The sequence below is a fragment of the Sulfitobacter aestuarii genome, from assembly GCF_042685005.1.
In the GTDB taxonomy this organism is placed as follows: Bacteria; Pseudomonadota; Alphaproteobacteria; order Rhodobacterales; family Rhodobacteraceae; genus Sulfitobacter; species Sulfitobacter aestuarii.
In genome coordinates, this window is the sequence record NZ_JBHUMP010000001.1 from 42,602 (window position 1) to 55,617 (window position 13,016).

Annotated in this window: 10 protein-coding genes; 5 read left to right on the top strand and 5 right to left on the bottom strand. The window is 64.3% G+C overall.

Annotated elements, in window-relative coordinates:
* The first annotated feature begins 96 nt into the window (after nucleotides 1-96).
* The 5 genes from ACFSUD_RS00210 to ACFSUD_RS00230 all read left to right on the top strand — a co-directional run bounded on the left by ACFSUD_RS00210 (nucleotide 97) and on the right by ACFSUD_RS00230 (nucleotide 7,076).
* Nucleotides 97-1,050, top strand: a complete 954-nt coding sequence (locus ACFSUD_RS00210) for a LysR family transcriptional regulator (protein WP_386370181.1) — start codon at nucleotides 97-99, stop codon at nucleotides 1,048-1,050.
* A gap of 153 nt (nucleotides 1,051-1,203) precedes the next feature.
* Nucleotides 1,204-3,282 carry a hydantoinase/oxoprolinase family protein gene (locus ACFSUD_RS00215; protein ID WP_386370184.1) on the top strand — a complete coding sequence of 693 codons (2,079 nt, stop codon included), beginning with the start codon at nucleotides 1,204-1,206 and terminating at the stop codon, nucleotides 3,280-3,282.
* Nucleotides 3,279-4,982, top strand: a complete 1,704-nt coding sequence (locus ACFSUD_RS00220) for a hydantoinase B/oxoprolinase family protein (RefSeq protein ID WP_386370186.1) — start codon at nucleotides 3,279-3,281, stop codon at nucleotides 4,980-4,982. Before ACFSUD_RS00215 ends, ACFSUD_RS00220 begins: the two co-directional genes overlap by 4 nt.
* Nucleotides 4,979-6,181, top strand: a complete 1,203-nt coding sequence (locus tag ACFSUD_RS00225) for an NAD(P)/FAD-dependent oxidoreductase (RefSeq protein WP_386370188.1) — start codon at nucleotides 4,979-4,981, stop codon at nucleotides 6,179-6,181. The genes ACFSUD_RS00220 and ACFSUD_RS00225 overlap by 4 nt, the downstream gene beginning before the upstream one ends.
* Nucleotides 6,182-6,239: 58 nt before the next feature.
* Complete coding sequence (locus tag ACFSUD_RS00230; protein ID WP_386371077.1) at nucleotides 6,240-7,076, top strand: NAD-dependent epimerase/dehydratase family protein; 837 nt, start codon at nucleotides 6,240-6,242, stop codon at nucleotides 7,074-7,076.
* 100 nt (nucleotides 7,077-7,176) lie between these two features.
* On the opposite strand, the gene ACFSUD_RS00235 is transcribed toward ACFSUD_RS00230, so the two are convergent.
* The 5 genes from ACFSUD_RS00235 to ACFSUD_RS00255 all read right to left on the bottom strand — a co-directional run bounded on the left by ACFSUD_RS00235 (nucleotide 7,177) and on the right by ACFSUD_RS00255 (nucleotide 12,940).
* Nucleotides 7,177-7,878, bottom strand: a complete 702-nt coding sequence (locus ACFSUD_RS00235) for an ABC transporter ATP-binding protein (RefSeq protein WP_386370191.1) — start codon at nucleotides 7,876-7,878, stop codon at nucleotides 7,177-7,179.
* The gene (locus ACFSUD_RS00240; protein WP_386370194.1) at nucleotides 7,871-8,650 is read right to left on the bottom strand and encodes an ABC transporter ATP-binding protein; all 780 of its coding nucleotides are present in this window, start codon (nucleotides 8,648-8,650) and stop codon (nucleotides 7,871-7,873) included. Before ACFSUD_RS00240 ends, ACFSUD_RS00235 begins: the two co-directional genes overlap by 8 nt.
* Nucleotides 8,647-10,509 carry an ABC transporter permease gene (locus tag ACFSUD_RS00245; RefSeq protein ID WP_386370197.1) on the bottom strand — a complete coding sequence of 621 codons (1,863 nt, stop codon included), beginning with the start codon at nucleotides 10,507-10,509 and terminating at the stop codon, nucleotides 8,647-8,649. The genes ACFSUD_RS00240 and ACFSUD_RS00245 overlap by 4 nt, the downstream gene beginning before the upstream one ends.
* Before the next feature lie 87 nt (nucleotides 10,510-10,596).
* Nucleotides 10,597-11,814, bottom strand: coding sequence for an ABC transporter substrate-binding protein (locus ACFSUD_RS00250; RefSeq protein WP_386370200.1), 1,218 nt, complete (start codon nucleotides 11,812-11,814; stop codon nucleotides 10,597-10,599).
* A gap of 58 nt (nucleotides 11,815-11,872) precedes the next feature.
* Entirely contained in the window at nucleotides 11,873-12,940 is a 1,068-nt protein-coding gene (locus ACFSUD_RS00255; RefSeq protein ID WP_386370203.1) for an aromatic ring-hydroxylating dioxygenase subunit alpha, read from the bottom strand.
* Between the last annotated feature and the right edge of the window lie 76 nt (nucleotides 12,941-13,016).

The following is a 13,016-nucleotide window of genomic DNA, read 5'->3' on the forward strand; positions in this document are numbered from 1 at the left end:
CAGCTTCCCGCAAAGTCAACCGCGCCTCGGCACCGTCTTTTGCCGGTACCGCAAAGGCTTGACGCCGGGATCAGGAGTCCCGAAGGACGAAGCAGGATGCGAAGAAATCGTGCCGTCGCGCCGGGCGCGGCGCTGTGCAACTTTACCGCGAGGTGTGCCGTGAAGCCGACCATCAAGCAGATCGAAGCCTTCGTGCAGGTTGCCGATCAGGGCAGCTTCCGCCGTGCCGCGGTTCTGCTCAACACCACTCAGCCCAATATCTCTGCCCGCATCGCCAGTCTCGAAGAGCTGCTCGACGCCCGACTGATGGAACGCGACGCAGGTTCGGTGCGGCTGACGCCCGGCGGTCTGGCTCTGCTGCCCCATGCCCGCGCGGTGCTGCGCAGCCTCGAAGGTTTCAGCGGCGCGCTAGGCAACCTGCGGCTGATGCAGGGCGCACTGCGTCTCGGCGTCACCGAGCTCGTCGTGCATACCTGGCTGCCCGACTTCCTGCGCGCGCTGAAGGCCGAGGTGCCCAACGTCGTCGTCGAGCTGACCGTCGATCTCTCGGCCAACCTGTCCAAGGCGCTGGCCGATCGGGTCATCGACCTGTGCTTCCAGAGCGGCCCGTTTCCGCGCGCCAGTTCCGGTCATGTCGATCTCGGGCGCTATCCGCTGATCTGGGTCGTCGGCCCCGAGCTGGCGATGAATGCGCAGGCGCCGCTGACACTCCCCGATCTCGCCGCCCATCCGATCCTGACCCATGCCCGCGGCACCCTGCCCTATGACCAGCTCGCCGCCCATGTCGCCGCCGCCCAGATCCGCGGCGCCCGGCTGGTGCCCTCCAGCAACCTCGCCGCCTGTCTGCAGATGGCGCTCGATGGGTACGGCGTCGCCTGCCTGCCGATCGTGATGGTGGCTCCGGCGCTCGGGGACGGCAGGCTGGTCCGGCTCGATTTCGACTGGGTGCCCGAGCCCCTGCATTTCGCTGCCCGCTTCGATGCCGAACGCGCGCCGGATTTCCTGGGGCGGGCGGTGACGCTGGCGCAGAGGTACAATCCAGAAAACTGATCGACTCGATACAAAAGAAGAATTGGACGCGATCCTTCCCGCTGGCTAAGCCTGAGCGCAACCTCAGTGCCAATACAGACGGGATACCGCCGTGATACCGACATCAAACCGATGCCCCAGATCCCCCCGCCCGACCGCTTTTCAGGTGCAGCCATGAGCGGCCCGAACTGGCGTCTTGGCGTCGACATCGGCGGCACCTTCACCGACGTGGTGCTTGAGGGCGGCGGCGCGCAATTCTCCACCAAGGTGCTGACCACCTATGCCGCCCCCGAGAAAGCGATACTCGATGGTATGGGTCAGGTCTGCGCCAAGGCCGGGATCACCCCGCAGGACATTTCCCAGATCATCCACGGCACCACTCTGGCCACCAACGCGCTGATCGAAAGGCGCGGTGCCAAGACCGCGCTGATCACCACCGAGGGCTTCCGCGACGTGATCGAGATGCGCACCGAAAGCCGGTTCGAGCAATATGATCTCAACCTCGTGCTGCCCGAACCCCTGCTGCCCCGCCAGCGTCGTTACACGCTGAAAGAGCGTATCGGCGCGGATGGCAAGGCACTGATCCCGCTTAAAAAATCCGACATAGAGACCCTTGCCGATACCCTCTCCGAAGCGGGCTATGAGAGCATCGCCGTGGGCTTCCTGCACAGCTATCTCAACCCCGGGCACGAGCGCATGGTCCGCGATGTGCTGGCGGACCGGCTGCCCGGCGTGATGATCTCGCTGTCCTCCGATGTCTCGCCGCAGATGCGCGAATACGAGCGTTTCAACACCACCGTCGCCAATGCCTATATCAAGCCGCTGATGAAATCCTATCTCGGGCGGCTCGAAGGCCGCCTGAAAGACGCAGGCGCCGACTGTCCGATCTTCCTGATGCATTCCGGCGGCGGCATCATCTCATTGGAATCAGCCGCAGAATTCCCGGTGCGACTGGTCGAGAGCGGTCCGGCCGGCGGTGCGGTCTTCGCCGCGACGCTGGCGGCGCGCTATGGGCTTAACAAGGTGCTGAGCTTTGACATGGGCGGCACCACGGCCAAGATCTGCCTGATCCAGAACCAGACCCCGAAAACCGCAAGGGTCTTCGAAGTGGCGCGCTCCTACCGCTTCAAGAAAGGCTCCGGCATGCCGATCTCGATCCCGGTGATCGACATGGTGGAAATCGGTGCCGGCGGTGGCAGCCTTGCCCATGTGGACGGGCTGCGCCAGATCCGCGTCGGCCCCGAATCCGCCAGCTCCGAACCCGGCCCCGCCTGCTATGGCCGCGGCGGCACCCGCCCGGCGGTGACCGACGCCGATCTGGTACTCGGCAAGCTCGATCCGGCAAATTTTGCCGGCGGGTCGATCCTGCTGCACCCGGAAAAATCCGCAGCGGCGCTGCGCAGCGAGCTTGGCGACATATTGGAGATGAACGCGGAAACCGCCGCCTTCGGGGTAGCTGAAGTGGTGGATGAAAACATGGCCAACGCCGCGCGGGTTCACGCTGTCGAGAACGGCGAGGATCTGTCCGAATACACGATGATCGCCTTCGGCGGTGCCGCGCCCCTGCATGCCGCGCGGCTTTGCGAAAAACTCGGCGTCAGCCGCTGCCTGATCCCCAAAGGCGCCGGTGTCGGTTCCGCCATCGGCTTCCTGCGCGCGCCGTTCAGCTTCGAGGCCAACCGCAGCGTCTACATGCGCCTGTCGGACTTCGACAACGACACGGTGCGGGACCTCTTTGCCGAGCTGGCCCGCGAGGCCACCGGCTTCGTACGTTCCTGCGACGCCGATGCGCCGATCGAGGCCGAGCACAAGATCTACATGCGCTATGCCGGTCAGGGCTGGGAGATCCCCGTCGCCCTTAGCTCGGAGCAGGCCGCCACCCCCGATGCCGCGACCTATCAGCACCTATTCGAGGCCGATTACGCCCGGCTTTTTGGTCGGGTGGTCGAAGGCATGGATGTTGAAATCACCGTCTGGTCGGTCAACGCCAGCACCCCGAAGGATATTGTTCAAAGCGCCGGAAGCCTCGCCGAAACGGGTCCGGCACAGGCCAGCGCCAGCCGCCGCCTGTTCGACCCTGCACAGGCCATGGCGACAAACGCCCAGGTCGTCCGGCGCGATGACATGGCACCGGGCCAGACGCTCGCGGGACCGGCAGTGATTACCGAGGCCGAAACCAGCATTATCATTCCCGGCAGCCGCCGCGCCCTCATGCAGGCCGATGGCACGATCGACATGGAGGCCAAGCGATGAAACCGTCCAATGTAGCCTATCAAGTGATGTGGAACCGGCTGATCTCGGTGGTCGAGGAACAGGCGCAGGCGCTGGTGCGCACAGCCTTTTCGACCTCGGTACGCGAGGCCGGTGACCTTTCGGCAGGCGTCTATGACGCCAGCGGCGCGATGCTGGCGCAGGCGGTGACCGGCACCCCCGGCCACGTCAACGCCATGGCCGATGCGGTGCCGCATTTCCTGCGCCGGATCGGCGTTGAAAACATTCGCGAAGGCGATGTCTATATCACCAACGATCCCTGGGAAGGCACCGGGCATCTGCATGACATCACCGTGGTTTCCCCGGCCTTTCACGAGGGGGCCTTTGTCGGTTTCTTTGCCTGTACCGCCCATGTGGTCGATATCGGCGGGCGCGGTTTCGGCGCCGATGCCAATTCGGTCTACGAGGAAGGCATCTATATCCCGATCATGAAATTCGCCGAGGCGGGCGAGGTCGACCGGACCCTGGTGCGGATGCTGCGCGGCAACGTGCGCGAGCCTGATCAGCTGATCGGCGACATCTATGCGCTGGCAAGCTGCAACGAGATCGGCCAGCGGCGCCTGTCCGAGATGATGGGCGAATTCAGTCTCACCGATCTTGTCGGGGTGGCCGGGTATATCTTCGACAATTCCCGCCGCGCGACGCTGGCGGCCATCGCCGCCCTGCCCCGCGGGTCGGCACAGGGGTCGATGCGGATTGATGGCTATTCCAAGCCCATCGACCTCTGCGCCAAAGTCAGCATCGCGGCAGACCACATCGCCTGCGATTTCACCGGCACGTCCGGGCCGGATCCAAAGGGCATCAACGTGCCGATGGTCTATACCAAGGCCTATGCCTGCTATGCGCTGAAATGCGCGGTTGCGCCGGAGATCCCCAACAACGCCGCCTCGCTCGAGCCGTTCCGGATCACCGCGCCGCAGGGCACTATCGTCAACGCGCTGCATCCGGCGCCGGTGGCGCTGCGCCATGTCATCGGTCACATGATACCCGACACCGTTTATGCCGCGCTTGACCAGTTGCTGCCACGGCTGGTGCCTGCCGAAGGCGCGGGCTGTCTGTGCAATTTCCAGGTCTCGCTGCGTCCGCGCCGCGATGCTCCGGTACCGGCCGGTGCGCGGCGCTCGGAGGTGCTGGCGTTCAACTCCGGCGGGGCGGGGGCGCGCCCGCAGTTCGACGGGCTCAACGCCACCGCCTTCCCCTCCGGGGTGATGACCATGCCGGTCGAGGCCACCGAACATGCCGGCCCGGTGATCATCTGGCGCAAGGAACTGCGCCCGGATTCCGGCGGTGTCGGCGCACAGCGCGGCGGGCTCGGGCAATATATGGAAGTCGGCGCTGTCGAGGGGTACGAGTTCGATTTTTCAGCGATGTTCGACCGGGTCGATCATCCGGCGCGGGGCCGACAAGGCGGTGGCAATGGCGCCCCGACCAAGATCGCCCGCAGCGATGGCGCGGCGATGAAGGGCAAGGGCAAACAATTGGTTCCCCACGGGGAACGGGTGCGGCTCGCCTTCCCCGGCGGTGCGGGCTATGGTCCGGCAGCGGCCCGCGACCCGGCCGCGGTGCGGCGCGATCTGGCGCGAGGCTATATCTCGCCAGAGGCGGCACAGAGGGATTACGGGCTTACGGCGGAAGATGTCGCGCAGGTCGAACGGGCGATCCGCGTTGGAGAGGTCGAATGAGCACCGCGCAGCACGACAGCTATGACGTGGTGATCGTCGGGGGCGCGATCTACGGCTCTGCCGTCGCCTGGTGGCTGACCAACACGCCGGGCTTTCAGGGCCGGGTGCTGGTGGTGGAGCGCGACCCGAGCTACGAATTCGCCTCCACCAGCCACACAAATTCCTGCATCCGCCAGCAATTCTCGGCGCCGGTGAACATCAGGGTCTCGCAATTCGGCGCCGAGTTCATCAAGGATTTCCGCAATTTCTTGGGCGGCGACCCGGAAGTGCCGGAGCTGGTGCTGCAGAGCTTTGGCTACATGTATCTCGCCGACACGCCGGAATTTGCCGCGACGCTGAAGGAGGCTCAGGGCATTCAGGCCGCCCTTGGCGCCGGGACAAGGCACATGAGCCGTGCCGAGATCGCCGCGGCCTATCCGTTCTACAATCTCGATGACATCATCGCGGGCAATCACAACCTGATCGACGAGGGATATTTCGACGGCGGGACCATGTTCGACTGGTTCAAGCGCATGGCCCGGCGGCGCGGTGTCGAATACATCCACGACGAGGTGGTCGCCATGACGCTGAATTCAGCAGGCACAGCGGTGGACAGCGTGACGTTGAAGTCCGGTCGGCGCATCGCCTGCGGCATTGTGGTGAACGCCTCGGGTCCGCGCGCCGCCGCCACTGCTGCAATGGCCGGGCTTGCCCTGCCGGTGGTCCCGCGTCGCCGCTATACGTTCATCTTCGACGCGGCTCATCCGCTTGAGCGCGACCTTCCGCTGACCATTGACCCTTCGGGCGTGCATATGCGCTCGGACGGCAAATATTACATGGTCGGCTGCCCGCCCGACGAGGATGCGGACGTCGCCTATGACGATTTTGGCTTTGATCACGGGATCTGGGAAAACAAGGTCTGGCCTGCGCTGGCCCATCGGGTGCCTGCCTTTGAACAGGTCAAGGTGATCAACCAATGGGTCGGGCATTACGCCTATAACAAGCTCGATCAGAACGCGATTCTGGGGCGGCACGGCAAGGTGGCGAATTTCGTCTTCGTCAACGGCTTCTCGGGTCATGGGCTGCAGCAGGCCCCGGCAATCGGGCGCGGCATTGCCGAGCTGATCGCCTATGGCAGCTACCGCAGTCTCGATCTCAGCCCGTTTGACTATGCGCGGGTTGAGCAGGGCGAGAAATTCTTCGAAAAGAACGTGATATGATCCGGGACGCCCGGCGTGCCGCTGATGGTACGGATATGGAAGGAAGTGAACGATGAAGATGAAGAAACTGGTTTTGACAGGCGCCGCCGGACGGCTCGGCTCCTATCTGCGCGAACCGTTGAGCCGCATGGCCGAGGAGCTGGTCTCCACCGACATCGCCGAGGATATCGGCAAGCTCTATGACGGTGAGCGCTATGTGCAGGCCGATCTGGCGCAATATGACGCCATCGCACCGGTGCTGGAAGGGGCCGACATGGTGGTGCATTTCGGTGCCATCGTCGATGAAAAGCCGTTTGAAGAGCTTCTCGGCCCGAACTTCGTCGGCTCCTACAACATCTGGGAGGCGGGCTATCGCGCCGGGGTGCGGCGCATCGTCTATGCCTCTTCGATCCACGCGGTGGGGATGCACAAGAAGGCCGATTTCATCGGCGTCTATGCGCCGCACCGCCCCGATACATTCTACGGGCTGGCGAAATGCTTCACCGAGGATCTCGGCTCGATGTATTGGGACAAGCGCGGGCTGGAATCGGTGCATCTGCGGATCCTATCAGCCGCGCAGGTCAACAATCCCCGCGCGCTCGGTTCCTGGCTCTCCTATGACGACCTGATCCAGCTGGTAACGCGGGCGGTGGACACGCCCTCGGTCGGGTTCAGCGTGATCTATGGGGTGTCGAACAACGACCGCTGCCCGGTCGACAATGCCAAAGCGTCCTTCCTCGGCTACCGGCCCAAGGACAATGCCGAGCAATTCGCGGAAGCAGTGCTGGCGGAGGCCAGTCCCGCGGATCTCAGCGATCCCGGCGAGATGTGCCATGGCGGGCCGTTTGCCAAGGTGGATCTGGGGCAGAGCGGCATCGCGCAGATGTCGATCGTGGATGATCGCAAAAAGAGCTGAGCGCGATGAATGCGCGGCGGGCGGGCGGTGGCTTTCGGGCCGCCGCCCGGTTTGCATCCGGCGGGCGGGGATTTGAGTATTTAAGAAAGGGTGAAGGGGGTCAGACCGAGAGGTAGGCGTCGCGGATTTCGGGTTGCTGTTGCAACGCGGCGAGGGTGCCGGTGAATTTCTGGGTGCCATGTTCGATGATCACCACGCCGTCGGCGACCGCCTGGGCGAAATGCAGGTTCTGCTCGGAGAGCAGCACCGTCAGGCCTTCGTTCTTGATCTGCAGGATCACCCTGGCCATCTGTTCCACGATCACCGGCGCGATCCCTTCGGAGGGTTCATCTAGCAGGATGAACGCCGGGTTGCCCATGAGCGTGCGCGCGATGGTCAGCATCTGCTGCTCGCCGCCCGAGAGCGCCTTGCCGCGGTTGTGGCGGCGTTCGGCGAGGTTGGGGAAGAGATCGAAGAGCATGTCCTCGGACCAGGTGACGCAGCCCTCGCGCGGGGCCTGGCGGCCGACTTCGAGGTTTTCCAGCACCGTGAGCTGGGTGAAAATACGGCGTTCCTCGGGGACGTAGCCGAGCCCGGCCCGCGCCACCCGGAAGGCAGGCCAGCGGGTGATGTCCTGGCCCTGATAGGTGATGCTGCCCGAACGCGGGCGCACCAGCTGCATGATCGATTTCATCGTCGTGGTCTTGCCCGCGCCGTTGCGCCCGAGCAGCGCCACCACCTGTCCGCGCGCGACGGAGAAATTCAGGTCATTGAGCACATGGGCCTTGCCGTAGAAGGAATTGACGCTGCTGACCTCAAGCATCGGCGCTCTCCCCGGCCGGTTTGAACAGGGTGCCGCCGCCGAGATAGACCTCCTGCACCTTGGGGTCGTTGCGGATCTGCTCGACGGTGCCGTCGGCGATCAGGCGACCGCGGTTCAGCACCATGATCCGGTGGGAATGGGCAAAGACCACGTCCATGTCATGTTCGGTAAACAGCACGCTGATGCCTTTCTGCGCGAGGATGTCGGCGGTGAGCTGCATCAGGGCGATGCGTTCGCGCGGGGCCATGCCGGCGGTGGGTTCGTCCATCAGCAGCAGCATCGGCTCATGGGCCAGCGCCACGGCGAGCTCGAGCCGTTTGAGATCGCCGTAGGCCAGCACCGCGCAATGGCGCTCGGCCTGATCGGCCATGCCCACCGTGTCGAGCAGCGCCAGCGCCTCGGCCCGGTAGAGGCGGTGGGCGAAGGGAAATGGCGAATAGAGACGTTTGTGATGCGAGATCAGCGCCATCTGCACATTTTCCACCACGGTCATCGAGGCATAGGTGGCAGTGATCTGGAAGGTGCGCCCGACCCCCATGCGCCAGATCTGGCGGGGTTTGCAGCCGGTGATTTCTCGCCCCTTGAGCTTGACCGACCCGGCGCTCGGTTTGAGCTGGCCCATCAGCATGTTGAAACAGGTGCTCTTGCCCGCGCCGTTGGGGCCGATGAGCGCCAGCAGCTCGCCCTGGGCGAGGTCGAAACTGACATCCGCGACCGCCTCGATGGCGCCGAAGTTCTTCGACAGGTTGCGGACCGACAGGATCGGGCTCATCGCGTTTCCTCCGGGTTGCGCAGCAGGCCGAGGCGTTCGCTCAGTTTGCGCAGGGAACCGACGATGCCTTCGGGCGCGAGGATCACCACCGCGATGATCAGCAGGCCCAGTGCCAGTCGCCAATATTCGAAGCGGGTCAGCCAATCCTTGACGCTCTCGAAGAAGGCGCCGCCGACCCAGCCGCCCGACAGCGTCTTGACGCCGCCGAGGAACACCACGATCAGCGCATCGAAGCTGCGCGCGATCTCGAGCTCATTGGGGAAGACACTGCCCTTGGAGAAGACGAAGAGCCCGCCCGCGAGTCCGGCCATGGTCCCGGCGAAGGCGAAGGCGACCCATTGGATGCGTTTGGTATTGATGCCCGTTGCCTCGGCCTGACGGGCGGAATCCCGCGCCGCGCGCAGGGCATAGCCGAAGGGCGCATGGGCGACGTGGCGCAGCACCAGGATGCCGCCGACGCAGAAGACCAGCGCGAGGTAGTAATAGACGTCATTGTCGGAGGCCCAGTCGGAGGGCCAGATATTGACGAGACCGTCATCGCCGCCGGTGATCTCGCCCCATTGGAAGGCAAGGCTCCACAAAAGCTGCCCGAAGGCCAGCGTCAGCATGGCGAAATAGACGCCGGTGGAGCGCAGGCAGACCCAGCCTATGACGATGGCGGCGAGGCCTGCGCCGACGGGTGCCAGCAGCAGCGCCAGTTCCATCGGCGTATCCGCAAAGGTGACCAGCAGCGCCGCCACATAGGCACCGCCGCCGAAGAAAGCGGCATGGCCAAAGCTGACCAGCCCGCCCTGCCCGAGCAGGAAATGCAGCGACGCGGCGAAGAGGCAGAAGATCAGAATGTCGGTGACCAGTACCACGGCGAAGTTGCTGCCTGTCAGCGGCACGAGCGCCAGCAGCAGGATCAGCCCGGCGACCAGCAGGCGGATGCGGGGCCCCGCGGGCTTGATCGGGCGTTCGGGCTCGCCGACCTGGCCGTGTTCGCCCGCCACCTCTTCGCGTCCGAGCAGGCCATAGGGGCGCAGCATCAGCACGATGACCATGACCACGAACATCAGCACCAGCGTCGATTGCGGCATGTAGGTCACGCCGAAGACGTTGAGCACCGAGATGATCACCGCCGCGAGATAGGCACCGGGCAGCGAGCCCATGCCGCCGATCACCACCACCACGAAGACGGAAGCGAGGATCGAGAAATCCATCAGCAGGTCGGCCCCGCCCTTGGGCAATTGCAGCGCTCCGCCCAGCCCCGCCAAGGCGCAGCCGAGGAAGAACACGCCGGTGAACAGCCAGGCCTGATTGACGCCGAGCGCCCCGACCATCTCGCGGTCCTGCGTCGCGGCGCGGACCAGCGTGCCGACGCGGGTGCGGGTGATCAGATACCACAGGGCCAGCGCCACGAAGGGCGTAATGACAATGAGCGCGATGTCATATTGCGGCACCGGCTCGCCCATGATCCGCACGATGCCCTTGAGCCCCGGCGCGCGCGGCCCCAGCAGGTCGGTCGGCCCCCAGATCATCAGTGCCAGATCCTGGATCACCAGAATTACCCCGAAGGTCGCGACCAGCTGGAACAGTTCCGGCGCCGAATAGACCGGGCGCAGCACGCAGATTTCGACGATCACCCCGATCAGCCCGACGATCAGCCCGGCCAGCAGGATCGCCCCCCAGAAACCGACCACGCCGGGCAGCACCTGCATCAGCGAATAGCCGACATAGGCCCCCAGCATATAGAAGGAGCCATGGGCGAAATTGACCACCCGGGTGACGCCGAAGATCAGCGACAGGCCGGAGGCGACCATGAAGAGCGCCCCGGCGTTGGCGAGGCCGGTGAGGAGCTGTGCGATGAAGAGGCCCATGGAAAATCCTGTTCAGCAGGGCGCGCGCGGCGGATTTCGCCCCGTAGGGTGGGTGAAACCCACGCATAGAAAGCGCGTTTTACCGGATCACTCGGCGGGGCGGAGCTTTTTGACTTCCTCGTCCGAGGGCAGGTAATCGGCCCCGTCGAGATAGGTCCAGTCCTGCATCACCCCGGCGCCGTCGCGCAGCGTCGTGGTACCGACGAAGGCGCCCATGGTCGCCTGATTGTCGATCTCGCGATAGGTGATCGTATCGACCGGCGTTTCGACAGTGAGCCCCTCGAAGGCCTGGCGGATCGCGTCGCTTTCCGTCGATCCGGCCCTTTCCAGCGCGGCGGCAACGGATTGCGCGGTCATGTAGCCGACCAGCGAGCCGAGCTTGGGCGGCTCGTTCCAGCGCGCCTGATATTCATCGACGAAAGGCTTGTTGGCGCCGTCTTCCTCGGTGAAGTCATACCAGGGATAGCCGGTCACCACCCAGCCTTCGGGGGCCTCGTCGCCGAGCGGGTCGATATATTCGGGCTCGCCCGACAGCAGGCCATAGATCGTGCGCCCCTCGAACAGGCCGCGGGTGCCGCCCTCGCGAACGAATTTCGCCAGATCCGGGCCGAAGGTGACGTTGTAAATCGCATCGGGCTTGGCGCGTTCCAGCGCCTGGACCTCGGCACCGGCGTCGATCTTGAACAGGGCCGGCCATTGCTCGCCGACGAATTCGACCTCCGGTTTCAGCCTGGTCAGCACCTCCTTGAAGGCCGCGACGGCATCCTTGCCATAGGCGTAGTTCGGCGCGATCGTGGCGTATTTCACCGCGTCGGACTTGGCGGCCTGCTCGGCCAGCATCGCCGCCTGCATGTAGGTCGAGGCGCGCAGACGGAAGGTCCAGGGGTTGCCCTGGCTCCAGGTCACCGCGTCGGCCAAGGGCTCGGCGGCGAGATAGACCCATTGCTTTTCCGCCGCCAGCGAGGAGATCGCGAGCCCGACGTTTGACAGGATCGACCCGGTAATCATCACCGTGCCTTCGGAAGTCATCAGCTCTTCGGCGATCTTGATCGCCTCGCCTGGTTCGCCCTGATCATCGCGGAAGATGAATTCCAGCGGGCGCCCCTGCACGCCGCCCTGTTCGTTGATCTGTTCGAGCGCCAGCTCTATCCCCTGTTTGTAGGGTTCCGCAAAGGCTGCCATGCGCTTGTAATGGTTGATCTCGCCGACCTTGATCGGGTCGCCGGACTGCGCGTTCGCCCCGATCCCGGTAAGTGACAGCGCGACGGCACCGGCCAAGCCCTGCAGGAATGTCTTGCGGTTCATGTATCGTCCTCTCTGTTGTCAGGCTCCCGTTTTCGGGATTGTTCTCTTCTGTATGCTCTCAATCGTGCTGAACGAAAACCGGCATCTCCGCCTCGCCGAGGTCGTCTGTCGCTTCGCCCTCGATCAATTCGCGGATGCGTTTGCGATAGACGTTCGGCCCCTTGTCGATGGCGATGCGGATCGGTTTGCGCTTCTGCGGCCGTTGTTCTTCCTGATGGATCGCCTCCAGAATGGCCTTGTCCTCGGCAAAGGCAATGCGAAACATCGCGTCCATCTGTTCCGAGGCGGCCTCATCCCCCACCGCGGTGTTGCGCAGATGCATCCAGTGATCGATCGTGTAGCCCTCTTCGACCGGGGTGACGAAATGCAGCGCGAAGATCCGCACCCCCTTGTCGCGTTCCTCTTCCGGCAGAGCGAGCGCCGCATCGGCGCTGCCGAAATCGATCACCGCCGTGGAAGGCAGGTGCAGGTAGTAGTAATGCCAGCGGTCGACATTGCCCGCAAAACCGCCGAATTTCTTGAAAAAGCCGATCGGCTCGGCATCGCGGATCCAGCGCCATGCGACGATCGCCTCGCCCGATGTCTTCACATGCACCGGCACGTTTTCGGAGGCGGCATTGCCCAGCGTCGTGGGATGGACGAAGCTGACATGGGCCGGATCGACAAGGTTTTCCGCGACATTGAGGTAATTGGCACGGATGTGCAGCTGATCGCCGTGATGGATGTGCCAGTCGGGGTCGCTGAACTCGGGCATGTCAAAGGCCAGCGCCGGGTCGGCCTTGTCGGCCTCCCCCATCCAGATCCAGACGATGCCGTGACGTTCAAGCACCGGATAGGCATCGACATAGGCCGATGCCGGCAGGTTCGACTGCCCCGGAACCCGCACACATTTGCCGTCCGTGCCGAAGGTCATGCCGTGATAGCCGCATTGGATCGTATCACCGATCCGCTTGCCATGGCTCAGCGGCAACAGCCGGTGCGGGCAGCGATCCTCCAGCGCCGTGATCGCGCCATCGCTGGCGCGGAACACTACCAGATTTTGTGCGCAGATGGTCAGCGGCACCAGCGCCTCGCCGAATTCGCGCGACCAACCGGCCACGTACCAGGCGTTTCTCACAAATGACATCTGCAGACCTCCCTGAAGCGGACTTGAAGCGGGCGCGCGATAGTGCGAACACCTCATGAAGCCCCGAAAACTTGTT

What these genes read in the sequence shown, in the direction of transcription:
- ACFSUD_RS00210 (WP_386370181.1), top strand. Translation starts at nt 97, where the DNA reads ATGCGAAGAAATCGTGCCGTCGCGCCGGGCGCGGCGCTGTGCAACTTT.
- ACFSUD_RS00215 (WP_386370184.1), top strand. Translation starts at nt 1,204, where the DNA reads ATGAGCGGCCCGAACTGGCGTCTTGGCGTCGACATCGGCGGCACCTTC.
- ACFSUD_RS00220 (WP_386370186.1), top strand. Translation starts at nt 3,279, where the DNA reads ATGAAACCGTCCAATGTAGCCTATCAAGTGATGTGGAACCGGCTGATC.
- ACFSUD_RS00225 (WP_386370188.1), top strand. Translation starts at nt 4,979, where the DNA reads ATGAGCACCGCGCAGCACGACAGCTATGACGTGGTGATCGTCGGGGGC.
- ACFSUD_RS00230 (WP_386371077.1), top strand. Translation starts at nt 6,240, where the DNA reads ATGAAGAAACTGGTTTTGACAGGCGCCGCCGGACGGCTCGGCTCCTAT.
- ACFSUD_RS00235 (WP_386370191.1), bottom strand. Translation starts at nt 7,878, where the DNA reads ATGCTTGAGGTCAGCAGCGTCAATTCCTTCTACGGCAAGGCCCATGTG.
- ACFSUD_RS00240 (WP_386370194.1), bottom strand. Translation starts at nt 8,650, where the DNA reads ATGAGCCCGATCCTGTCGGTCCGCAACCTGTCGAAGAACTTCGGCGCC.
- ACFSUD_RS00245 (WP_386370197.1), bottom strand. Translation starts at nt 10,509, where the DNA reads ATGGGCCTCTTCATCGCACAGCTCCTCACCGGCCTCGCCAACGCCGGG.
- ACFSUD_RS00250 (WP_386370200.1), bottom strand. Translation starts at nt 11,814, where the DNA reads ATGAACCGCAAGACATTCCTGCAGGGCTTGGCCGGTGCCGTCGCGCTG.
- ACFSUD_RS00255 (WP_386370203.1), bottom strand. Translation starts at nt 12,940, where the DNA reads ATGTCATTTGTGAGAAACGCCTGGTACGTGGCCGGTTGGTCGCGCGAA.